At 57.4% G+C, this 21,688-nt stretch carries 19 protein-coding genes; 14 read left to right on the top strand and 5 right to left on the bottom strand.

Annotated features, from left to right (window positions below):
* The first annotated feature begins 54 nt into the window (after positions 1-54).
* Together AC2FID_RS06490 and AC2FID_RS06495 are read left to right on the top strand one after the other, a co-directional pair.
* A complete protein-coding gene (locus AC2FID_RS06490; RefSeq protein ID WP_058275643.1) occupies positions 55-795 on the top strand; it encodes a YebC/PmpR family DNA-binding transcriptional regulator in 741 nt (246 codons plus the stop codon).
* Positions 796-951: 156 nt separating this feature from the next.
* Positions 952-2,223, top strand: coding sequence for an MFS transporter (locus AC2FID_RS06495; RefSeq protein ID WP_496835974.1), 1,272 nt, complete (start codon positions 952-954; stop codon positions 2,221-2,223).
* Here the strand turns inward: AC2FID_RS06495 and AC2FID_RS06500 are convergent.
* Positions 2,220-3,116: a LysR family transcriptional regulator ArgP gene (locus AC2FID_RS06500; protein WP_282151672.1), complete on the bottom strand. Its 897-nt coding sequence runs from the start codon at positions 3,114-3,116 to the stop codon at positions 2,220-2,222. The two genes, AC2FID_RS06495 and AC2FID_RS06500, sit on opposite strands and share 4 nt — an antisense overlap.
* 86 nt (positions 3,117-3,202) lie before the next feature.
* Here AC2FID_RS06500 and AC2FID_RS06505 point away from each other — a divergent pair, with 86 nt between their 5' ends.
* The 6 genes from AC2FID_RS06505 to AC2FID_RS06530 all read left to right on the top strand — a co-directional run bounded on the left by AC2FID_RS06505 (position 3,203) and on the right by AC2FID_RS06530 (position 8,979).
* On the top strand, positions 3,203-3,802 hold the full coding sequence (locus tag AC2FID_RS06505; RefSeq protein ID WP_496720652.1) for a LysE/ArgO family amino acid transporter: 600 nt from the start codon (positions 3,203-3,205) through the stop codon (positions 3,800-3,802).
* 40 nt (positions 3,803-3,842) lie between these two features.
* Positions 3,843-4,751, top strand: a complete 909-nt coding sequence (locus tag AC2FID_RS06510; RefSeq protein WP_282151670.1) for a DMT family transporter — start codon at positions 3,843-3,845, stop codon at positions 4,749-4,751.
* A gap of 87 nt (positions 4,752-4,838) precedes the next feature.
* Positions 4,839-5,411, top strand: coding sequence for a choline-binding transcriptional repressor BetI (gene betI / locus AC2FID_RS06515; protein ID WP_108859390.1), 573 nt, complete (start codon positions 4,839-4,841; stop codon positions 5,409-5,411).
* Positions 5,408-6,916 carry a choline-sulfatase gene (gene betC, locus AC2FID_RS06520; RefSeq protein WP_496835976.1) on the top strand — a complete coding sequence of 503 codons (1,509 nt, stop codon included), beginning with the start codon at positions 5,408-5,410 and terminating at the stop codon, positions 6,914-6,916. The genes betI and betC overlap by 4 nt, the downstream gene beginning before the upstream one ends.
* A 73-nt stretch (positions 6,917-6,989) precedes the next feature.
* Positions 6,990-8,648 (top strand): choline dehydrogenase, encoded by a 1,659-nt coding sequence (gene betA / locus AC2FID_RS06525; RefSeq protein WP_472723216.1) that lies wholly within the window; start codon positions 6,990-6,992, stop codon positions 8,646-8,648.
* A 91-nt stretch (positions 8,649-8,739) separates the two neighbouring features.
* On the top strand, positions 8,740-8,979 hold the full coding sequence (locus AC2FID_RS06530; protein WP_170558723.1) for an HP1242/YdcH family protein: 240 nt from the start codon (positions 8,740-8,742) through the stop codon (positions 8,977-8,979).
* A gap of 74 nt (positions 8,980-9,053) precedes the next feature.
* On the opposite strand, the gene AC2FID_RS06535 is transcribed toward AC2FID_RS06530, so the two are convergent.
* Together AC2FID_RS06535 and AC2FID_RS06540 are read right to left on the bottom strand one after the other, a co-directional pair.
* Positions 9,054-10,454 (bottom strand): helix-turn-helix domain-containing protein, encoded by a 1,401-nt coding sequence (locus AC2FID_RS06535; protein ID WP_496755071.1) that lies wholly within the window; start codon positions 10,452-10,454, stop codon positions 9,054-9,056.
* A 64-nt stretch (positions 10,455-10,518) separates the two neighbouring features.
* Complete coding sequence (locus AC2FID_RS06540) at positions 10,519-11,724, bottom strand: multidrug effflux MFS transporter (RefSeq protein WP_496835979.1); 1,206 nt, start codon at positions 11,722-11,724, stop codon at positions 10,519-10,521.
* A 183-nt stretch (positions 11,725-11,907) separates the two neighbouring features.
* Between AC2FID_RS06540 and AC2FID_RS06545 the strand changes: the two genes are divergently transcribed.
* The 3 genes from AC2FID_RS06545 to AC2FID_RS06555 all read left to right on the top strand — a co-directional run bounded on the left by AC2FID_RS06545 (position 11,908) and on the right by AC2FID_RS06555 (position 14,526).
* A complete protein-coding gene (locus AC2FID_RS06545; protein WP_109313344.1) occupies positions 11,908-13,440 on the top strand; it encodes an acyl-CoA carboxylase subunit beta in 1,533 nt (510 codons plus the stop codon).
* A gap of 110 nt (positions 13,441-13,550) precedes the next feature.
* Positions 13,551-14,036, top strand: coding sequence for a DUF6497 family protein (locus tag AC2FID_RS06550; RefSeq protein WP_234999129.1), 486 nt, complete (start codon positions 13,551-13,553; stop codon positions 14,034-14,036).
* Positions 14,037-14,172: 136 nt separating this feature from the next.
* The gene (locus tag AC2FID_RS06555) at positions 14,173-14,526 is read left to right on the top strand and encodes a hypothetical protein (RefSeq protein WP_496760819.1); all 354 of its coding nucleotides are present in this window, start codon (positions 14,173-14,175) and stop codon (positions 14,524-14,526) included.
* 86 nt (positions 14,527-14,612) lie between these two features.
* Here AC2FID_RS06555 and AC2FID_RS06560 read toward each other — a convergent pair whose 3' ends face one another.
* Positions 14,613-15,770: a DcaP family trimeric outer membrane transporter gene (locus AC2FID_RS06560; protein WP_496835981.1), complete on the bottom strand. Its 1,158-nt coding sequence runs from the start codon at positions 15,768-15,770 to the stop codon at positions 14,613-14,615.
* Positions 15,771-16,420: 650 nt separating this feature from the next.
* Here AC2FID_RS06560 and AC2FID_RS06565 point away from each other — a divergent pair.
* Positions 16,421-16,624 carry a hypothetical protein gene (locus AC2FID_RS06565; RefSeq protein ID WP_058275656.1) on the top strand — a complete coding sequence of 68 codons (204 nt, stop codon included), beginning with the start codon at positions 16,421-16,423 and terminating at the stop codon, positions 16,622-16,624.
* 117 nt (positions 16,625-16,741) lie between these two features.
* Positions 16,742-18,787, top strand: coding sequence for an ATP-binding protein (locus AC2FID_RS06570; protein WP_496704669.1), 2,046 nt, complete (start codon positions 16,742-16,744; stop codon positions 18,785-18,787).
* Between the two features lie 76 nt (positions 18,788-18,863).
* Here the strand turns inward: AC2FID_RS06570 and AC2FID_RS06575 are convergent, their stop codons facing one another.
* Positions 18,864-19,310: a DUF4174 domain-containing protein gene (locus AC2FID_RS06575; RefSeq protein ID WP_058275658.1), complete on the bottom strand. Its 447-nt coding sequence runs from the start codon at positions 19,308-19,310 to the stop codon at positions 18,864-18,866.
* A gap of 168 nt (positions 19,311-19,478) precedes the next feature.
* Here AC2FID_RS06575 and scpA point away from each other — a divergent pair, with 168 nt between their 5' ends.
* Positions 19,479-21,605 carry a methylmalonyl-CoA mutase gene (scpA, locus tag AC2FID_RS06580; RefSeq protein WP_496835984.1) on the top strand — a complete coding sequence of 709 codons (2,127 nt, stop codon included), beginning with the start codon at positions 19,479-19,481 and terminating at the stop codon, positions 21,603-21,605.
* Positions 21,606-21,688 lie beyond the last annotated feature (83 nt).

A 21,688-nucleotide genomic window follows, 5' to 3' on the forward strand; every position in this document is an offset into this window, starting at 1 on the left:
CCGCAAACGTCTATATGAGCGCCGAATACGCAATCACGATGACGAGGACGCAACATGGCAGGCCATTCCAAATGGGCCAACATCCAGCACCGCAAGGGGCGTCAGGACGCCGCGCGGTCCAAACTGTTTTCCAAACTGTCGAAAGAGATCACCGTCGCTGCCAAGATGGGCGACCCCGATCCTGAAAAAAACCCACGGCTGCGTTTGGCCGTGAAAGAAGCCAAGTCACAGTCGGTTCCAAAAGATGTCATCGACCGCGCGATCAAGAAATCGACGGCGGGCGAAGGCGATGAATACGAAGAAATCCGGTATGAGGGCTATGGCCCGAACGGTGTGGCGGTGATCGTCGAGACGATGACCGACAACCGCAATCGCACAGCTTCGACCGTGCGTTCGACTTTTTCCAAGAACGGCGGCAACCTGGGCGAAACCGGTTCAGTTGGCTTCATGTTCGAACGCAAGGGCGAAGTGGTTTATCCGGGTTCCGTCGGCGACGCGGACACCGTGTTCGAAGCCGCAATCGAAGCTGGCGCTGAAGATGTCGAAAGCTCGGAAGAAGGGCATATCATCTGGTGTGCCGATACCGACCTGAACGAAGTGTCGAGCGCCCTTGAAGCTGCGCTGGGGGAAACCGATTCCACCAAGCTGATCTGGAAGCCTACGACGACAACCGAGTTGGGTCTGGAAGACATGCAAAAGCTGATGAAGCTGGTCGATGCGCTGGAGGACGACGATGACGTTCAACGCGTGACGACGAATTTCGAAGCCACGGACGAAGTCATGGCTCAGCTCTGATCCGCATTGCAAGAAAAGCACGAAAAACCCGGTCTTTGGCCGGGTTTTCATTTTTGACACAGGGGGTTCTTGGCCGGTTACGTGGAACTGAGTACCATGGATTGATCAAACCCAAGTGGCGCGCCCTTTTGCGAGCCGAGGAACCCAAGCGCGCATATGACTGACAAGTCACTGGACACATCAAAAAGAAACGTTCCAGTCCTGGCTGGGCAAAGCATTCTGTCTCAGGTGGCGTGGACCCTTGGTAGCCCATCCGTGGTCTTGCCGTTTCTGGCCGTGTCGCTTGAGCTTCCGATGTACATAGCCGGCGCGCTGGTGTCGGTGCGGATGGTTGGCAGCATGATCTCGGATGTTTTCCTCGCGTATCCCATCGCAGCGCGTGACCGCAAGAAACGTGCAATCGCGATGACTGAGGTCGCAATCGGCGCCTGCCTGATTTTGGCTTTGTTGGTGGCCTCAACAGGTGTTGTTCCGGTCATAGGTGTGGCTTTTGTCGCGGCATTTTTCATGATCGGTTTGATCGAAGAAATTCAGTCGCTGATGTATACCGATCTGCTGGGCGATCAGGTGCGCTCCAAATCGCGGATGATCATGCATTATCTGCAGCTGGGGGTGGGTGGATTGGGCGCAATCGGATTGGCGTTGCTGGTTCACGAGATCACCAAAGAAAACCCACCGTTTTCGCGCCATTCCGCAGTCATCGCCGTTTCGGTAACATTCTTTGTCCTATCCGGCCTGTCGATTCTAATGATGTCCGAAACCGCCGGTCCCACCCAGGAACAGGGCGCGCAACGGGTCAAGAAGCGAAAGTTCCTGGATAACTTCACCGATATCGCTGCAATGTTCGATCAGCACTGGTTCCGCCGTTACATGATCATGCGCATGCCGCTTGTTGTCGTATCCCTGTCCGTACCGTTCTTTGCGCTGATCGCAGCCGAAGCGCACCACGATTCGGCCAGAGGGCTGACGGCGATGATCGTGTCGTCGGCGTCGGGGTATCTTGTATCTGCCCCACTGTGGCAATTGGTGAACATGAAATCGCATCGCGCCGTGATGGTCACCGGGAACCTGATGGTGGCACTGACGGGCGGTGCGCTTTTGTCCGTGCACTTTCTGGGCATGGACCATGACGTTCACTTACACGCCATTGCCTTGTTCGTTGTCACTGTTGCGGTGACAGGGATCAGCAGTGCCCGCAAGCTGTACTTCCTGGACGTTGCCCCAAAAGATCAGAGGGTCAAAGGTGCCGCAGCGATCAAGAGCATTTGCCGGATCTCTGGCGTATTGTTCTCGGCCGCGTTGGCAGGCGTTGCGCATTTGCACGAGGTCGCCTGGGCAATCGCCTTCATCGTCGCCACAAGCGTTTTCGCGGCGGTCGCCTGTTACCGTGTTGTTATTCCCAGCGAGAAAAAAGCGGTTCAGTCCTAGTCTGCCGTGTCAGCAGGAAGCAGGGCACCATTGGCGGCGCGTTTGACTGCGTCAGTCATCGGGGCCAACGCCGTGGATAGCACACGACCCACCTGCCAGGTCAGCCCTACGTCAAGATGCGCGCCCGGTACCAAAGGGCATAACCGGCCGTCTTCCAGCGCTGAGAGCGCAAGGTTTTCCGGATTCATTCCCCAACCAATCCCCGCAATGGCCGCTTCTACAAATCCCTGAGAGGACGGCAGGAAATGCGAAGGGGGTGATAGCCGTTGACCTGTCTGCCGGGTAATCCAGGCTTTTTGCAGCCCATCCTTGCGGTTGAATGTCAAACAGGTGGCGCGGGACAACGTGTCGACGTTTACACCGTCCGCGAACCATTTGCGCATGAAATCGGGGCTGGCCGTGGGGATGTACCGCAGGGCGCCAAGGGCGACGGCGTCGCTGCCTGGGACTGTATCACCTCCGACCGTTATGGCGGCGCTGACCTCTCCGCGCCTCAGCCATTCCGCCGAATGATCCTGATCGTCAACGACCAGATCGAACAGCAGGCCGTCGACCTGAGACATGACATTGATGAACCACGTCGCCAGGACGTCGGCTGGCACGGCGACGCGCACGCGCGCGGGGCCGTTGGTTTGATCAAGCGTCAGTTCGCGGGCCAGATGCGTCTCAAGTAACCCGATGTCCTCGGCGTGTTGAGCGATGCGCAAACCCATCGGAGTACCCGTGCAGGGCGTTCCCCGATTGATCAGGGTTGCGCCGACAAGGTCTTCCAGCGCTTTGATCCGCTGTGAAACCGCGGAAGGCGTAACCGCAAGTTCTGAGGCGGCCGCGTCAAAACTGCCATGACGCAGGATGGCAGACAGCGCAGTCAGGTGGTTTGGATCCAGTAGCATTAGACAGACTAAATTCAGGTCAGTTTCTTTAATTTGATAGATGTTCGGTAAGCAAGTAGTCAACGCCTCAGACTATCGGAGGTTTCATGTCCACATCCTTGATCGCAGGCTTTGTGCTTGGCTTCAGCCTGATCCTCGCCATTGGCGCGCAAAACGCCTTTGTTCTGCGTCAGGGATTGCGGCGCGAGCACGTGTTCCCACTGTGCCTGACTTGCGCGGTGTCTGATGCCATTCTCATAGCCGCCGGCGTTGCGGGTTTCGGAACATTGGCGCACGCGTTGCCCTGGTTCGAGACTGTCATGCGATATGGCGGGGCGATCTTCTTGATATGGTACGGTTTGCGCAGCCTGAGTTCGGCCTGGCGCGGCGGAGCGGTGATGGAGATCGGCGAGGGTAAGCGGGTCAGCCTGAAATCTGTTCTGCTGACCGTTCTTGCGTTCACATGGCTGAACCCGCATGTCTATCTGGATACAGTTGTGCTGATTGGGTCAATCTCGGCGCAGTATGAGGATCGGCTGGCCTTTGCGCTTGGGGCAATGACGTCCAGCTTTGTGTTCTTCTTTTCGCTGGGCTACGGGGCAGGGATGCTGTCCCCGATTTTCACAAGACCACGGGCGTGGCAGGTGCTGGATTTAATAATCGGCGTGGTCATGCTGGCAATTGCCGCAAAGCTCGTATTGATGTGACGGGTTGCCTCTGCCAAGTATTCGGTGTTCAACCGTTAACATGTCAACTTTAACCGCCCAACACCGCCCCGTGGCTGGCATGCTCTGGATGTTTTCGGCAGGCTTGTCGTTTGTGGTCATGACCGCGTTGGTAAAGTCGCTGGGCTCCACGATGGACCCTACGCAGGCTGCGTTTCTGCGGTTTGCCTTCGGCTTGATCTTTCTGTTGCCGGCGTTGCGCCTGGTGTTGAAAACCCACCTTACACGCAGCCACATCGTGTTGCTGGGGACACGCGGTGTCGTCCACGCATTTGCAGTGATGCTGTGGTTCTTCTCGATGACCCAGATCCCGCTGGCCGAGGTTACGGCGATGAACTACATGACGCCGGTCTATGTCACGCTGGGGGCCGCCTTGTTTCTGGGCGAGAAGCTGGCCATCCGTCGGATCGCCGCGATTGGCGTGGCACTGGTTGGCGTTCTGATCATCCTAAGGCCGGGTTTTCGTGAGATTTCACTGGGTCATATCACCATGCTGGGCACGGCCCTGACCCTGGGCGGATCTTATCTGATCGCCAAAGTGCTTGTGCGTGATCTGCCGCCGTCGGTCGTTGTGGCGCATATGTCGATCTGGGTGACCATAGCCTTGATCCCCTTTGCGATTGCAGTTTGGACCACGCCTAGCTTGCGCGACCTCGGCGTGCTGTTTCTGGTGGCCAGTTTTGCCACGGCGGGCCACTATTTCATGACGATCGCACTTAAGGCGGCCCCGGTCGCGGTCACACAGCCGGTTACATTCCTGCAGCTGATCTGGGCCACCCTGTTGGGCGCGCTGGTCTTCAACGAAAGCATCGACATTTGGGTTGTCGCGGGTGGTACGGTGATTCTGTTGGCGGTCAGTTTCATTGCCTGGCGCGAAGCGGTTTTGAACCGCAGCAGCTTGACGACCCCCAGTATCGCACCCAAACTCTGACCGTTGACGGCCGCATGAAACGTTATTGATTGACGAGTCAATAAAAACCCCTTAGCGTTTTCTCAAATACGCAATGAGGGGATAGCGATGCCGAAACTCGGAATGGAGCCAATCCGCCGTGACGCGATCGTCAAGGCAACAATTGCCGAGCTCGGGTCGAAGAAATCCCTTGATGTAACGGTCAGCCAGATTGCCAAACGGGCAGGCATGTCCAGCGCGCTGGCGCATCATTATTTCGGTGGCAAAGACCAGATCTTTCTGGCTGCCATGCGCCGTATCCTGTCGGACTTTGCCGACGAGGCTAGGCAGGAGCTGAAGAATGCTGTCCCGCAGGAACGCGCGCAGGCCATTATTCGGGCCTGTTTTGCACCATCGTGTTTCACACCGGATGTCATCGCTGCGTGGATGACGTTTTACGTGCTGGCCCAAACGAATGATGACGCCTTGCGCCTGTGGCAAATCTATCAGGCGCGTATCCGGTCGAACCTGACACACGCCCTGCGCCCATTGCTGGGCGATCCGGCCGAGGCGGCCGAAAACATGATCGCCCTGATCGATGGGCTGTATATCCGCGCCGCACTAAGCGCGCCGGAAGAACCGCAGCTGGCGGTCAATCACGCAATGCGTGTCCTCAACACTCTGCTCGAGGCTGAAAAATGACAAAACCGAACATTCTGATCCTGATGGTGGATCAGCTGAACGGGACCCTCTTTCCAGACGGTCCCGCTGACTGGCTTCACGCTCCAAACCTGAAGAAGCTGGCTGAGCGGTCGACCCGGTTTGCCAATGCTTATACGGCTTCGCCGCTTTGCGCGCCGGGGCGGGCCAGCTTCATGTCCGGTCAACTGCCTTCGCGCACGGGTGTCTACGACAACGCCGCAGAATTCCGCAGCGACATCCCGACCTATGCGCACCATCTGCGCCGTGCGGGCTACTACACCTGCCTGTCCGGCAAAATGCACTTTGTCGGCCCAGATCAGATGCACGGGTTTGAGGACCGCCTGACAACCGATATCTACCCGGCTGATTTTGGCTGGACGCCGGACTATCGCAAACCGGGTGAGCGTATTGACTGGTGGTACCACAATATGGGCTCGGTGACGGGTGCAGGCGTGGCCGAAATCTCCAACCAGATGGAGTATGACGACGAGGTCGCCTACAACGCCAAGGCCAAGCTCTATGATCTGGCGCGCGGCAAGGATGACCGCCCATGGTGCGTGACCGTCAGCTTTACCCACCCGCATGACCCTTACGTGGCGCGCCGCAAGTATTGGGATCTGTACGAAGACTGTGAGCACCTGCAGCCCGAGATTGCGGACATTGGCTATGACAATCAGGACCCGCACTCTAAGCGCATATTTGACGCCAATGATTGGCGCAGTTTCGACATCACGGAAGAAGACATCCGCAAGTCGCGCCGCGCGTACTTTTCCAATATCTCATATCTGGACGACAAGATTGGTGAAATCCTCGAGGTGCTGGAAACAACCCGGCAAGAGGCGATCATCATGTTTGTCTCTGATCACGGCGACATGCTGGGTGAACGGGGCCTGTGGTTCAAAATGAACTTCTACGAGGGGTCGGCACGCGTGCCGTTGATGATTGCCGCGCCGGATATGCCGGCAGGCCGTATCGACACACCGGTTTCGACAATCGACGTCACGCCAACCCTTGGCGCACTGGCGGGTGTAGATATGGCCGAGATCGCGCCGTGGACCGATGGCGAAGACCTTGTACCACTGGCCAATGGCACCGAACGGACTGCTCCGGTGAAGATGGAATACGCGGCCGAAGGCTCGTATGCGCCGCTGGTTTCGCTGCGCTACGGTAAGTGGAAATACAATCGCTGCGCATTGGACCCAGATCAGCTGTACGATCTTGAGGCTGACCCGCATGAGTTGGAAAACCTCGCGGAAAACCCCGAACAAGCAGGCACGCTTGAAACTCTGCGCGCGAAATCTCAGGCGCGTTGGGACTTGGATCAATTCGACGCGGATGTCCGCGCCAGCCAGGCGCGCCGATGGGTTGTTTACGAGGCGCTGCGGCAGGGCGGGTATTACCCATGGGATTACCAGCCACTGCAGAAGGCATCCGAGCGCTACATGCGCAATCACATGGATCTGAATGTCGTCGAGGAAAACGCCCGCTACCCACGCGGCGAGTAACCTCTTCACCTTTTTGAAAATACTCCTGCCGAACGGTTCAAAACGCAGTTCGGCAGGATATGGAGACCTGAAAATGGAAGCAGATTTCGTCATCGTCGGCGCAGGATCCGCAGGTTGCGCGATGGCATATCGCCTGAGCGAGGCCGGGGCCTCGGTTCTGGTGATCGAGCATGGTGGCACCGATGCCGGACCGTTCATCCAGATGCCAGCGGCGCTGAGCTATCCGATGAACATGCCGATGTATGACTGGGGTTACAAGTCCGAGCCCGAGCCGCACCTGAATAACCGCGAACTGGCCTGCCCGCGCGGCAAGGTGATTGGCGGCTCGTCTTCGATCAATGGTATGGTCTACGTTCGTGGCCACGCGCGCGATTTCGATACATGGGCCGAGATGGGCGCCGATGGCTGGTCCTTTGCGGATGTTCTTCCGTACTACAAACGCATGGAGACCTGGCATGATGGTGGCCACGGCGGTGATCCGACATGGCGCGGCACCGATGGCCCGCTGCATGTTTCTCGCGGACCGCGCGAGAACCCTCTATTTCAGGCTTTCGTCGATGCGGGTCAGCAGGCGGGGTACGAGGTTACCGGCGACTACAACGGTGAAAAGCAGGAAGGCTTTGGCCCGATGGAACAAACCGTCTGGAAAGGACGGCGTTGGTCGGCGGCGAATGCCTATCTGAAACCTGCGCTCAAGCGCGACAACTGCGATATCGTGCGCGGACTGGCCTCAAGGGTGGTTATGGAAAATGGCCGCGCAATTGGAGTGGAATTGATCCGAGGTGGCAAGACTGAGGTCATCCGCGCTCGGCGCGAAGTGGTTCTTGCCGCGTCCTCCATCAACTCTCCCAAGCTGCTGATGCTGTCAGGCATCGGTCCGGCAGCGCATCTGGCCGAGCATGGGATCGAAATTGTGGCGGACCGTCCGGGTGTGGGTGGCAATCTGCAAGACCACCTGGAGCTTTATATCCAGCAGGCATCCCTACAGCCCATCACACTCTACAAACACTGGAACCTGATCAGTAAAGGCCTGATCGGAGCACAATGGTTGTTCACAAAGACCGGGTTGGGTGCATCAAACCAGTTCGAAAGTGCGGCATTCATCCGATCAAAGCCGGGCGTGGAATATCCTGACATTCAGTACCATTTTCTGCCGATCGCCGTACGCTACGACGGTCAGGCAGCAGCTGAAGGTCATGGTTTTCAGGCGCATGTCGGGCCGATGCGCTCGCCCTCGCGCGGGGCGGTCTCACTTCGGTCGGCCAATGCCGAGGACGCGCCTGTGATCCGTTTTAACTACATGAGCCACGAGCAGGATTGGGAAGATTTCCGCACCTGTATTCGCCTGACACGCGAGATTTTCGGGCAGGATGCGTTCAAACCGTATTCCGGTAAAGAAATTCAGCCGGGTGCGGACGTGCAGTCTGACGAAGCGCTCAATGCCTTTATCGCGGAACATGCCGAAAGCGCGTATCACCCTTGTGGAACCTGCCGGATGGGTCGGGCTGATGACAAAAACGCTGTGGTCGATCCCGAGGGGCGCGTTATTGGCGTGGACGGGCTGCGCGTTGCCGACAGCTCCATCTTCCCGCAGATCACCAATGGCAATCTGAACGCGCCATCTATCATGGTGGGTGAGAAGATGTCCGATCATCTGTTGGGTAAGAATGCCCTGCCAGCAGCCAATGACCAACCTTGGATTAATCCCCAATGGGCGGTTGCACAGCGATGATCGAAAGAATGATTTGATCCGCGTCAAAGATTGACGGGGACCGGACGAATAGACTTGAATCGCAACAACATGTTTTGAGGAGCGAACAGGAATGTCCCATACCCCGCACGAACTGGCTGAAGAGTTTCCGGACAAGGTTGAGCTGATGAGCCAACTCAAGCAGACGGACGCTCACTTTGCGCGGCTGGCGGATGAATACCATGAGATTAACCGCGAAGTGCATCGAGCCGAAACGAATGTCGAGCCGATGGATGATCTTGCTGAAACGGACCTGCGTAAGAAACGTGCGGGTTTGAAAGACGAGATCTGGGCTATCCTGTCGAAAGCCTGAGGCATGTCGGGGGCTCCGCCCCCGGTCGCGGCAGGCCGCGCCTCCCCCCGGGATATTGTCAGGCCAGGTAAAGATCAGGTGACTTCATAGGGCAGGGTGCCGCGGGTATGGGCGTCTATCGTTAAGCGTCTTTCCAATGGCGGAACCGATCGCTGATGACAATTCTGCCGCTCGCAGATGCGGCAGGATATGCCAATTGGCTCGTAGGCGCTGGCGTTGTTGAAGTCCAGATTGTCGGCATAAACCAGCGCCTCGGCGTGACGCACTTCGCACCCAAGGGCAATGGCATAACGACGTACCGGTGCACCGTATGAGCCTCCGGATTTCGACACGTCTCGAGCCAGAGAAATATACTGAACGCCATCGGGTGTTTCTGCAAGCTGACGCAGAAAGTGGCCGGGTGTTTCGAAGGCGCGGTGCACGTTCCATAAGGGGCAGGCGCCGCCGAACCGGGCAAATTGCAGGCGCGTGGCCGAGTGTCTTTTGGTGATCGTTCCGGCCTGATCAACGCGAACGAAAAAAAACGGAATGCCTTTTGCGCCAGGGCGTTGCAGGGTCGACAACCTGTGCGCCACCTGTTCGATCGATGCGCCAAACCGGTTACTAAGCAGTTCAAGGTCGTGACGATATTCCTGTGCTGTGGCCAGAAATTTGGCATAAGGCATCAGTGATGCGCCGGCGAAGTAATTTGCCAGCCCGATCTTGGCAATGGCACGGGCCTCATCGCTGTGAAATTTGGCAAAATCCAGCGTTGCTTCAAGAAGTTTGTCCTGACTGATCAGTGCAACCTGCAACAACAACTGAAACACCTGAGTTTGTGGTGCGGTTCTGGACGAAAGCTGCAGTGTTTTGTTTTCTGGGTCGTACTTTCGGGTTTCATCGATATCCGGGAATTGTACCCGGATGCCGCGCTCCGCGAGGCCGTCCAGGGCTGCGGCGCGTATGCCACCTGCATCCTCGGCGCGCCCGGCAAATCGTTCAGCCGCGCGGTCTACCGCGTCGATATAGTTGTCGCAATAGTGGAAGAAGTCCCGCACTTCCTCCCATGGGCTGGCCTGGATTTGCGCGTCTTCGCGCCCCAATGCTTCGTCAAGAGAGGCCAGGCGTTCATGCGTCTGACGATAGGTGCGGTGCAGAGCAATGAAGGCTCGTGCCAGAGCGGGTGCGTTTGAAGCCGTCAGGCGGAGATCGGCGAGTGGCGGAACGGCATCGTCAAAGACCGGATCGGCCAATGCCTCGCGCATGTCCGAGACCAGGCGTTCACTGTCGCCGGTGCTCAACTCGGTGACATCCATTCCGAATTCTTGCGCCAGCGCCAGAACGACCGTGGTCGAAATCGGACGGTTGTTGTTCTCCATCTGGTTTAGATAGGGCAGGGAAACACCCAGTTTGGCGGCAAATTCCTTTTGGGTCAGGGACAAGCGCGTACGCATTTCGCGTAGCTTTGCACCTGCATAGAGTTTCTGAGTCGCCATGTTGGGCCTTTGCAACTTTCCTAATTCGGCAAGCTAACTTTGCAAACCGTCATAGGCAAGCCATTCAAAGGCCCAGTTGCCGTTCGCGTCGAATGACGGACAATATTGCGCATACTGCCAGGACCGAGGTTGCCAGCATCAACCACAGCAGGGGCATTGCTCCAGTTTCATGGGTTAGCAAGGCTCCTGCAAGCGCGCTGAGGCCCGCGCCGCCGCCCAGCATGATCGCTCCACTCAGTCCGGATGCTGTGGCGGCCAGATGCGGTCGCACCGAAAGTGCGCCCGACGTTGCGTTGGGAATCGTCATGCCGTTTCCAATGCCTACAAAGGTCATGAAGCCGAAAAAGCTAAGCGCCGTTCCGAAGCCGGCCAGAAACAAGATCGCGGACATTGCAACGCCTGCTGCGTTCAGCCAGCAGCCCCAAAGTACCATTCGATTGACGCCGAAGTGAACGGAATAGCGACCGCTGAAGAAATTGCCAAAAAAGTACCCTACGGCTGGGGCGCCAAAGTAGATGCCGACCTCGGCGGCGCTGAGGCCGAATAGTTCGGTGCCGATAAAGGGAGCGCCGCCCAGATAGGCAAAGAAGGCGCCAGACGACAGCGCGGATGACAGCGAATAGCCCCAAAATCGCGGGGAACCCAGCAGTTCGGGGTATTCCCGGAATTGTTGAACCAGTGTTTTGCCGCTCTTGGTTGAGGTTTCGCCAAAATCTAAGTAAGTTAGCACCAGCGTCATTACGCCAAGAACGAAGGGCAGCCAGAAGTTGGCTTTCCAGCCAAAGCTCTCCTCCAACAGGCCTCCGATCGCGGGTCCGATCATGGGGACAATGGCCATGCCCATCGTTACATAACCGATCATCGACGCCGCCTGGTCCTGATCATATAGGTCCCGAACCGCCGCACGGCTAAGAACCATGCCGACCACGATGATTGCCTGACACATTCTGAAAACAAGAAAAACCTGGACGTTGGGTGCATAGATGCAGCCCAACGTAGCCACCAAAAAAAGGACCAACCCCCAAAGTAGAACGGGACGGCGCCCCGCCTTGTCGGCAATTGGTCCGATCAGGATCTGAAGCACCGCATTGACCAGCAGGTACAGGGCAATCGACAGTTGCATGACCTTGTAGTCGGCCTGAAAGTGCAGTGCCATATTGGGCAGGCTCGGCAAAAACAGATTGAGGCTGAGCGCGGACAATCCGGACAGCAAAACCAGAGTGGTAATTTTAGGAGGCGAGCGATGCGCCGACGAAGAACTAAACTGCATAGTTCACGTGTATAGTCACCACGGATAAGAATGCCATCCATCACGCGTTTTGTAAGTGAAATTTAGCAAGTTTACAATATTCACCAAGATGATTGGATAAGATTTGCAAATTTGCCGAAAGTTACTTTGGTCTCGCGGCATCTGCGTATAGTGTCCGGCCAGATTTTACAGGGGATCATCGTTATGAAAGACATCCTTTCCGAACTTGAAGACCGTCGCGACAACGCGCGGCTGGGTGGTGGACAAAAGCGCATCGACGCACAGCACTCGCGCGGCAAACTGACTGCGCGCGAACGGGTTGAACTGTTGCTGGATGAAGGCAGCTTTGAAGAATTTGACATGTTTGTCAGCCATCGGTGCACCGATTTCGGGATGGAGAAGCAAAGGCCAGCGGGTGACGGTGTCGTTACTGGCTGGGGTACGATCAATGGTCGCATGGTTTATGTGTTCAGCCAGGACTTTACAGTCTTTGGCGGCTCGCTTTCGGAAACCCATGCTCAGAAGATCTGCAAGATCATGGATATGGCCGTTCAGAACGGTGCACCGGTGATTGGCATTAACGACTCGGGCGGGGCGCGAATTCAGGAAGGCGTGGCGTCGCTGGCTGGTTATGCCGAGGTGTTCCAGCGCAACATCATGGCGTCAGGCGTGGTTCCGCAGATCAGCGTGATCATGGGGCCCTGTGCTGGTGGCGCAGTCTACAGCCCGGCGATGACAGACTTTATCTTCATGGTCAAAGACACCTCGTACATGTTTGTGACCGGCCCCGACGTGGTCAAGACGGTCACAAACGAAGTGGTTACCGCCGAGGAACTGGGTGGGGCGTCGACCCATACCAAGAAATCCTCGGTTGCTGACGGAGCGTTTGAGAACGACGTTGAAGCACTGGCCGAGGTGCGGCGTTTGGTTGATTTCCTGCCGCTCAACAACCGCGAAAAGCCGCCTGTGCGCCCGTTCTTTGACGAACCCGACCGTCTGGAAACCTCGCTGGATACATTGATCCCCGACAACCCTAATACGCCGTACGACATGAAGGAACTCATCACCAAAGTGGCGGATGAGGGTGATTTCTACGAAATTCAGGAGGATTTTGCCAAAAACATCATCACCGGGTTCATCCGGCTTGAAGGGCAGACAGTGGGCGTTGTAGCCAATCAGCCGATGATTTTGGCCGGTTGTCTGGACATCGACAGCTCGCGCAAGGCCGCGCGGTTTGTGCGGTTCTGCGATTGCTTCGAAATTCCGATCCTGACGCTGGTGGATGTACCTGGATTCCTGCCGGGGACGTCGCAGGAATATGGCGGAGTGATCAAGCACGGCGCCAAGCTGTTGTTTGCCTACGGTGAAGCCACGGTGCCAAAAGTTACCGTCATCACCCGTAAGGCTTATGGTGGTGCCTATGATGTTATGGCGTCCAAGCACCTGCGCGGTGACTTCAACTATGCCTGGCCTACAGCCGAAATCGCGGTGATGGGCGCAAAGGGCGCGACCGAGATCATTCACCGTGCCGATCTGGGCGATGCCGAGAAAATTGTGCAGCACACGCAGGATTATGAGGACAGGTTTGCGAACCCGTTTGTCGCGGCTGAGCGTGGCTTTATCGATGAGGTGATCATGCCTCAATCGACCCGCCGTCGCGTTTCGCGAGCCTTTGCCAGCTTGCGGAACAAGCACGTGAAAAACCCGTGGAAAAAGCACGACAACATCCCTCTTTGAGGGGATGTGCCAGGAAATCTGCCCGGCCAAAACGGTTTGGACAGCGTCTCGGACAAACGGTCAGGGCAGATTACTTGGGTGCAAAATTGACTTTGAGGCCACAACTGCTAATGAGTTGCCCAATAAGACATAGAACAGCGCGGGCCGAAAGCCAGGCGCGCGCGATCCCGGAGAGAGGAGCTCGCCTGTGGCGGGTCCGGGATCGCGCCTTAGCTGTTGTACTGTCGGTTTTTGCGATCCCCGTTCTGGCTGACTCCGAAAACCTGTTGCCGGTCCCGTCCGGACAGCCAGTGCACCTGAGCGACGTTCTGCTGGACAATAACCCCGGTGAACTTTGGGTGCGATTTCGCTTTATTGCGCCCAAGATCGGTTCGGACATTGGCCGGATCGGGTACGATATCGCCTCGGTCGACATGGAACATCTGTGCCAGACGCTTGCGGTTACTTATGTGGCTAAATACGAACTGGACGCTGCCCGGGTGGTCATTTCCCTGTCTGACCGGCCCATCGAATTCGGCCGTACATCCCCTGATGCCACGCAGTTCTTTGAAGCCTACCGGCTGGAACAGTCCCGGTGTATCTGGGAGGGGCTTTGACTATGAATCGCGCTATTCATCCCGTCAGGGCATTTCTGAACAGCTACGCGGCTTTGGAGGTGCGCACCATGACATCATCCTGTGACGGATGTGAATATCTGATCCCCATGACCCCTTGTGCAATTGAGGTGGAACCATGCTGAAACATCGCGGATTTCCCGGGCGCCTGCCGGGAACTGACTTTCAGTTCATTATTCGTCGGGCCAATCCCAAAGGCGTGACGCCCCTGACCCGCCGCGAGCGGTTTCGAGATCGTAAACCCGCGGACAAGCGCGCGGATGCGGCTTTTATGGAAGCCCTGTGGGCGCATTTTGGCGACCAACCGTTTGAGAGGGGCAATTTGGATGCTGGCCGTCTTTGCTGGCTGTTCGAACGCGAAGTCATTCCGGCCGAAGATCCTTTTGATCCAGCTAGTTACGACGCGCTTTTGGTTATTGATTCGAATGTGGGTCGGATTTCCTTCCCCGAAATTTTTGACGGGGTGCGCTGATCGTGCCAACCGCTGTCGCACATAACGCGGTGAGGCCATCCAGGCCAAAAACCCTGCCCGTGTCGGGGCAGGGTCGGTATGTGTGGTCAGAAGTTCAGTTGCGCCGCCAATTGAATTCGGTTGCTGTCAAAGGTGCGTCCGGTCGGTGCATCGTTCCGCTCACCATAGAAGTATTCGGCGCTAAGCGTCAGATTGTCGGTCGCTTTGTAAAAGGCGTTCACGTGGATCGTTTCAACCTCGGTAAAGGACAGGGTCCCGGTCGAGGTCGGCAGGTCGTAATTCTCTTGCCCATAAGCGATGCCGACGTTCCATTTGGGGCTCAGTTCCTGGCGGAATTCCACGGTAAATCCATCCACGTCGTTGGCCTGTCCGTTGACGATGGCGTCACCGGCAGCGATCAGGTAGGGGCCCAAAGCCTCGCCGTCGACATAGTTGACCTGAAACAGACCGCCTTGCCAGGGCCGGATGCCTGCCGAGAGGGTATAGCCGGTCTGATCCACTTCGACCGCGCTGGATTGCGCCTTACCATACAAAGCCGAGGCGCGGGCCAGGTAGGTACCGTTGTTGTATTCGATGGAGCCGGTCAGGACGGGATCATTCGAATCCGAGCCGCCAACGTTTTCCTCGATCGCCACCGCAAAAGTTGTGTCAGAGCCCAGCGTGTTCGTATAGCGCACTTGAGGGACGCGAGCGAAAGGAATGCCAACGGGGCCGTTGAATTCAACGGTCGTGGGATAGGTGTCCAACGGCTGGAAGTTGGTCCAGAATTGACCGATCAACCAGTTATCACCAATACGGATATTGGCGTGGCGCAGGCGCAGTTCAGCAGGCCCATCCGTCCCGCCGGAAAACAGATCCAGTTCCAGCTGGCCGGCAATATCGCCGATGGCAGACGGCGTATTGGTCCGAAGCCCGATGCGCGATTGGCGCACGGTGGCCCCAAAGGTGCCGCTGGTGGCGTTTGCTGGCTCGCCAATTCGGGTCGCATCGGCAAGGTCGCCCAGTTCAAAGTCGGTGTCGTAGAAGAAATCAGCCTTAACGTACCCATAAACATCAAGAGTGGTGTTTCCGATTCGAAGATCGCCAGTGCCAGCGCCGGGTTTTGCGGCCTCGAGGGCTTCGACGCGGGCACGCAGGGCATCAAGTTCCGTTTGCGTCTGGGCGTCTTGGGCGAAAGCAGCCGCGCCGGACATGCCAAGCGCGGATACGGCAAGCAGCAACGCCGTTTTTCTCTTTGCAATCATGTGGATGTTTCCTTGTGTGCGAGTGTGCACGGGTACCGTTCCACGCAAGAGAACTTGAGGGAAATCACGAGAACGGGATGGAAAGCGCCTAGTTTCTCAAGGAAACGTGCAAAACTTCCGAACCGTTTTCACCCTATGGTGAACAGATCGGTTAACCCTTTGCGTTTGAGAAGAGAATTTCTAACGACCTTTTCCGCAACCCGTGATGTTGCAGGTGCAGAAACGGATCAATTGCTGAGGAAAAGTAACAGCAACGTGACGGCATTGGCCTCGCGTTTCTCACCTAAAACTGCACCTGATCTCGGCACGAATCTGCGCGCAGGTTCGCCCAATGGGCGATTTCCAGCCGGAATCCTGACCGGAAACAATACGTTGTTTACGCATTTAATTGTGCCAAGCAACCTGACCAAGCCGTGCGGCTCTACTTTGCCTGCGTCGCACAAGCACCTACTATTCCGTACCCCTTCCTTCCGCGGGCAGGCTTGTGATGTTCACAAAGTCCTGCCCGCGTTTTTCTTTGCGCATGATCCAAGCGTAAAGCGGCACAAATTTGCGCAAATCTCCGTTCAGGACTGCCTGTTATTGAATAACAAGGTCGAAATCGGACATCTGCCCCGGAACGCATCAAGAATTCCAAAGGGGCAGATATCATGCGAATCTCGAAACTCGTTCTTGCAATGGCGACCTGCGCAGGCCTTGCCGCCTGTGGTGACACGACGGGCGAACAGGCGCTGCTTGGCGGCGGCGCAGGCGCCGTCGGGGCGGCTGTTGTCAGCGCCGACCCGCTGTTCGGCGCGGTTGTCGGCGCGGCGGGCAACGTCCTGTACTGCAAGACACAAAACAACTGTAGGTAATACCGGGTTTTTCGGGGCGCGCGTCGCCCCGACCGTAATCGCGCAAAACGCCGCCGTGGGGAACGTTCCCTGCGGCGGCGTTTTGCGTTCTCAGAACATCAAGACAAAGGACGTTCCATGTTTAACAAGATCCTGATCGCCAACCGGGGCGAGATCGCCTGCCGGGTCATCAAGACAGCCCGCAAGATGGGTATCGGCACCGTTGCCATCTATTCGGATGCAGACAAGAACGCCTTGCATGTGTCGATGGCGGATGAATCGGTGCATATCGGCCCGCCGCCTGCGAACCAGTCCTATATCGTGATCGACAAGGTCATGGATGCCATTCGCCAGAGTGGGGCCCAGGCGGTGCATCCTGGTTATGGCTTCCTGTCGGAAAACTCGAAATTCGCCGAGGCGCTTGAGGCTGAAGGCGTTGCATTTGTTGGTCCACCGGTTCGGGCAATCGAAAGCATGGGCGACAAGATCACCTCGAAGAAGATCGCGCAAGAAGCCGGTGTTTCCACTGTTCCCGGTTACATGGGGCTGATCGAAGACGCAGAAGAGGCCGTCAAGATTTCCAACGAAGTCGGCTATCCGGTCATGATCAAGGCCAGTGCCGGCGGCGGCGGCAAGGGCATGCGGATCGCGTGGAATGACGAAGAAGCGCGCGAGGGGTTCCAGTCGTCCAAGAACGAGGCGGCAAACTCGTTCGGTGATGACCGTATCTTTATTGAAAAATTCGTGACCCAGCCGCGTCACATCGAGATTCAGGTTCTATGCGACAGCCACGGTAACGGCATCTATCTGGGCGAGCGTGAATGCTCGATCCAGCGTCGGAACCAGAAAGTGGTCGAAGAAGCACCGTCACCTTTCCTGGACGAAGCGACCCGTAAGGCGATGGGCGAACAGGCCGTGGCACTGGCCAAGGCCGTAGACTATGCCAGCGCCGGTACGGTTGAATTCATCGTCGATGGCGAAAAGAATTTCTACTTCCTGGAAATGAACACGCGTCTGCAGGTGGAACACCCGGTCACCGAACTGATCACCGGAGTCGATCTGGTTGAGCAGATGATCCGCGTCGCAGCAGGTGAAAAGCTGTCGATCACACAGGACGACGTGACCCTGACCGGCTGGGCCATCGAAAACCGCCTGTATGCCGAAGATCCGTATCGTGGCTTCCTGCCGTCGATTGGTCGTCTGACCCGCTATCGTCCGCCGCAAGAGATTGCCTCTGGTCCGCTGTTGGTGAACGATAAATGGCAAGGTGAAGCGCCCGAAGGTGAAGCCGCCGTGCGCAACGACACCGGCGTCTACGAAGGCGGCGAGATCAGCATGTACTATGACCCGATGATCGCCAAACTGTGCACCTGGGCTCCGACGCGGGAACAGGCGATCGAGGCGATGCGCGTGGCGCTGGACAGTTTCGAGGTCGAAGGCATTGGCCACAACTTGCCATTCCTGTCGGCTGTGATGGACCATCCGAAATTCGTCAGCGGTGACATGACCACAGCCTTTATCGCCGAGGAATATCCCGACGGGTTCGAAGGCGTTGAACTGCCCGAGGCCGACTTGCGCCGCATAGCCGCGTCCTGCGCCGCGATGCACCGCGTGGCCGAGATTCGCCGCACCCGCGTTTCTGGCCGGATGGACAATCACGAACGCAAGGTCGGCTCTGATTGGGTCGTCACACTGCAAGGGCAGGAATATGCGGTTGAGATTGATGCGGATCGCGATGGGTCAACCGTGACGTTCTCGGACGGTAATACCGTGCGGGTCACTTCGGACTGGACGCCGGGCGATCATTTGGCGGTGCTGGACGTCGATGGCAGCCCGCTGGTTTTGAAGGTCGGAAAAATCTCGGGCGGGTTCCGTATTCGCAACCGGGGTGCAGACCTCAAAGTCCATGTCCGTACGACGCGTCAGGCAGAACTGGCCCGTATGATGCCCGAAAAGCTGCCGCCGGATACTTCGAAAATGCTGCTGTGCCCGATGCCCGGCCTGATCGTGAAGATCGATGTCGAAGTGGGGCAGGAAGTGCAGGAAGGTCAGGCACTGTGCACTGTTGAGGCGATGAAGATGGAAAACATCCTGCGCGCCGAGAAGAAGGGTGTCGTGTCCAAAGTCAACGCAGGCCCCGGCGACAACCTCGCCGTGGACGACGTGATCATAGAGTTCGAGTGATCATGATCGCGTTTTCACCATATCTCCATGGTTTCCCGGCGGTTCGCGCCGGGAGCTTTGGGCGTGGCGAAAGCGCTCAGCCGCCCTCGCGTCGTTCGCGGATTTCGCGTTCGCGCAGGGGCGTTTTGTCGATGGAACGGCCGATTTCACGTGTGCTCCACGGCGAGGGTTTGCGCAGTTTAACCACGCCGTCCTTGTCGACGAACACCATCTGGAAGCCGCGCGGGCGCAATTGTGACCGGATCGGAGAACGGGCAGACGGATCGGTATCGGTCAGCACGACCACATCCCGGTCGCGCATGGCTTCTTCGCCTTCCAGAAGCATGTCGATTTGCTGCCGGAAACGCGGGTCGGCTGGGGTATCGGCAAAGACGACGATGGGCCGGTTGACCCATAAGTATTCGCTCAGCTCGCTATCACCAGCGGGGCGGACAAAATCTTCATCGGCGGGCGCAGACCCATCTGCCGCCATCGCGACCAGCGGGAATAGTGCCGAGAAAACAAGGGCAAGCGTTCGTGTCATAGGGCCTCCTGTTCGTTTGAATATAGCCTCTGCGCCGGTGAATGCGACCGGCGAAATGCACGCAGGCTTCAAAATATCGCGTTTACACCTGCCGCGACGCGCGGCACCGAACGTTAAAACGCGCAGGCCAAGCCTGTTCGCGACCCGAATTGAGAAAAGGAATACGCAATGACCGATACGAAAGACTGGCAGGCGCTGGCCGAGAAAGAGCTGCGCGGACGCCCGTTGGACGACCTGACCAAAGAGACTTTGGAAGGTATCGACGTCAAACCTCTTTACACGCAGGAAGACACCGCTGAGCTGCCGCATATGGGGTCGCTGCCTGGGTTCGGTCCTTTTACGCGCGGTGTGAAGGCGACCATGTATGCGGGCCGCCCTTGGACGATCCGCCAATATGCAGGCTTCTCGACCGCCGAAGAATCAAACGCGTTCTATCGCCGCAATCTGGCGGCCGGTCAGCAGGGTGTGTCGGTCGCTTTCGATCTGGCGACGCACCGCGGCTATGACAGTGACCATCCGCGCGTTGTCGGTGACGTGGGCAAGGCCGGTGTGGCAATCGACAGCGTCGAGGACATGAAGATCCTGTTCGACGGTATTCCGTTGGATAAGGTCTCGGTCTCGATGACCATGAACGGGGCGGTGATCCCGATTTTGGCAAGCTTTATCGTCGCGGGCGAAGAGCAGGGGCATGACAAATCCGTCCTGTCCGGCACCATTCAGAATGACATTCTGAAAGAGTTCATGGTGCGCAACACCTACATCTACCCGCCCGAGCCTTCGATGAAGATCATCTCGGACATCATTGAGTTCACGTCGAATGAGATGCCGAAATTCAACTCGATCTCGATCTCGGGCTATCACATGCAAGAGGCTGGGGCGAACCTTGTGCAAGAGCTGGCCTATACGCTAGCCGACGGTCGGGAATACGTCCGTGCCGCCACGCAGGCTGGCATGGATGTCGACAAGTTCGCTGGGCGTTTGTCCTTCTTCTTTGCTATCGGCATGAATTTCTTTATGGAAATCGCCAAACTGCGAGCTGCGCGTACGCTGTGGCACCGGGTGATGACGGATTTTGGCGCGAAATCCGAACGCTCCAAAATGCTACGAACTCATTGCCAGACTTCGGGCGTGTCGCTGCAGGAACAGGACCCGTATAACAACGTGATCCGTACCGCCTATGAAGCGATGAGCGCGGTTCTGGGCGGCACGCAGTCGCTGCACACCAATGCTCTGGACGAGGCGATTGCGCTGCCGACCGACTTCTCGGCCCGCATCGCGCGGAACACGCAACTGGTTCTGCAAGAGGAAACAGGTGTCACCGATGTGGTCGATCCGCTGGCCGGTTCGTATTACATCGAAAGCCTGACCAACGAGTTGATCGAAAAAGCCTGGGCCTTGATGGAAGAGGTCGAGGAAATGGGCGGCATGACAAAGGCCGTTGCCAGCGGTATGCCCAAGCTGCGGATCGAGGAAAGCGCCGCCCGCCGTCAGGCTATGATCGATCGGGGTGACGAGGTCATCGTCGGCGTCAACAAGTACCGCAAGGAACAAGAAGACCCGATCGACATTCTGGATGTCGACAACGTCGCCGTGCGCGAAGCTCAGGTCGCGCGGTTGGATCGTATTCGCGCCACCCGCGACGAGGCCGCCTGCCAAGCGGCGCTGGACGCGCTGACCAAGACCGCCAGTAAAGGTGGAAATCTGCTGGCCGCCGCCGTTGAGGCCGCCCGCGCCCGTGCATCCGTAGGAGAGATCAGCATGGCAATGGAGAAAGAATTCGGCCGTCACCGCGCCGAAGTGAAAACGCTGGCCGGTGTCTATGGCGCGGCCTACGAAGGCGACGAAGGCTTTGCCGCGATCCAGAAATCCATCGAAGAATTTGCCGAGGCCGAAGGCCGCCGTCCACGCCTGCTTGTGGTCAAGATGGGGCAAGACGGGCATGACCGCGGTGCAAAGGTGATCGCAACCGCCTTTGCGGATATCGGGTTTGACGTGGATGTAGGTCCGCTGTTCCAAACCCCGGCTGAGGCCGCGCAGGACGCCGTGGACAACGACGTGCACGTCATCGGTATTTCGTCGCAGGCAGCGGGGCACAAAACACTGGCACCACAGCTAGTAGAAGAGCTGAAGAAAGCCGGTGCCGAGGACATTCTTGTAATCTGCGGCGGGGTGATCCCGCAGCAGGATTATCAATTCCTCTATGATCACGGCGTCAAAGCGATCTTTGGCCCGGGCACCAACATCCCCGAAGCCGCTCAGGACATTCTGCGCCTGATCGGTAAAGCGAAAGGCTGAGGCTTTCAAAGATTTTCGTCGAAAAATCTTGTGATCCACCGCCTTTAAGGAAAACATGCGACCAGATCCGATAGGGTTTGGTC

The organism is Ruegeria sp. CDSC068, assembly GCF_059610545.1.

Excerpts from the sequence above, each read along its gene's own strand:
- betC (WP_496835976.1), top strand. The coding sequence starts at position 5,408 with ATGACAAAACCGAACATTCTGATCCTGATGGTGGATCAGCTGAACGGG.
- AC2FID_RS06535 (WP_496755071.1), bottom strand. The coding sequence starts at position 10,454 with ATGGCGACTCAGAAACTCTATGCAGGTGCAAAGCTACGCGAAATGCGT.
- AC2FID_RS06510 (WP_282151670.1), top strand. The coding sequence starts at position 3,843 with ATGTCAACTTTAACCGCCCAACACCGCCCCGTGGCTGGCATGCTCTGG.
- AC2FID_RS06530 (WP_170558723.1), top strand. The coding sequence starts at position 8,740 with ATGTCCCATACCCCGCACGAACTGGCTGAAGAGTTTCCGGACAAGGTT.
- betA (WP_472723216.1), top strand. The coding sequence starts at position 6,990 with ATGGAAGCAGATTTCGTCATCGTCGGCGCAGGATCCGCAGGTTGCGCG.
- betI (WP_108859390.1), top strand. The coding sequence starts at position 4,839 with ATGCCGAAACTCGGAATGGAGCCAATCCGCCGTGACGCGATCGTCAAG.
- AC2FID_RS06495 (WP_496835974.1), top strand. The coding sequence starts at position 952 with ATGACTGACAAGTCACTGGACACATCAAAAAGAAACGTTCCAGTCCTG.
- AC2FID_RS06550 (WP_234999129.1), top strand. The coding sequence starts at position 13,551 with ATGAGTTGCCCAATAAGACATAGAACAGCGCGGGCCGAAAGCCAGGCG.
- AC2FID_RS06575 (WP_058275658.1), bottom strand. The coding sequence starts at position 19,310 with ATGACACGAACGCTTGCCCTTGTTTTCTCGGCACTATTCCCGCTGGTC.
- AC2FID_RS06540 (WP_496835979.1), bottom strand. The coding sequence starts at position 11,724 with ATGCAGTTTAGTTCTTCGTCGGCGCATCGCTCGCCTCCTAAAATTACC.
- AC2FID_RS06545 (WP_109313344.1), top strand. The coding sequence starts at position 11,908 with ATGAAAGACATCCTTTCCGAACTTGAAGACCGTCGCGACAACGCGCGG.
- AC2FID_RS06505 (WP_496720652.1), top strand. The coding sequence starts at position 3,203 with ATGTCCACATCCTTGATCGCAGGCTTTGTGCTTGGCTTCAGCCTGATC.
- AC2FID_RS06560 (WP_496835981.1), bottom strand. The coding sequence starts at position 15,770 with ATGATTGCAAAGAGAAAAACGGCGTTGCTGCTTGCCGTATCCGCGCTT.
- AC2FID_RS06565 (WP_058275656.1), top strand. The coding sequence starts at position 16,421 with ATGCGAATCTCGAAACTCGTTCTTGCAATGGCGACCTGCGCAGGCCTT.
- AC2FID_RS06500 (WP_282151672.1), bottom strand. The coding sequence starts at position 3,116 with ATGCTACTGGATCCAAACCACCTGACTGCGCTGTCTGCCATCCTGCGT.
- AC2FID_RS06555 (WP_496760819.1), top strand. The coding sequence starts at position 14,173 with ATGCTGAAACATCGCGGATTTCCCGGGCGCCTGCCGGGAACTGACTTT.
- AC2FID_RS06570 (WP_496704669.1), top strand. The coding sequence starts at position 16,742 with ATGTTTAACAAGATCCTGATCGCCAACCGGGGCGAGATCGCCTGCCGG.
- AC2FID_RS06490 (WP_058275643.1), top strand. The coding sequence starts at position 55 with ATGGCAGGCCATTCCAAATGGGCCAACATCCAGCACCGCAAGGGGCGT.
- scpA (WP_496835984.1), top strand. The coding sequence starts at position 19,479 with ATGACCGATACGAAAGACTGGCAGGCGCTGGCCGAGAAAGAGCTGCGC.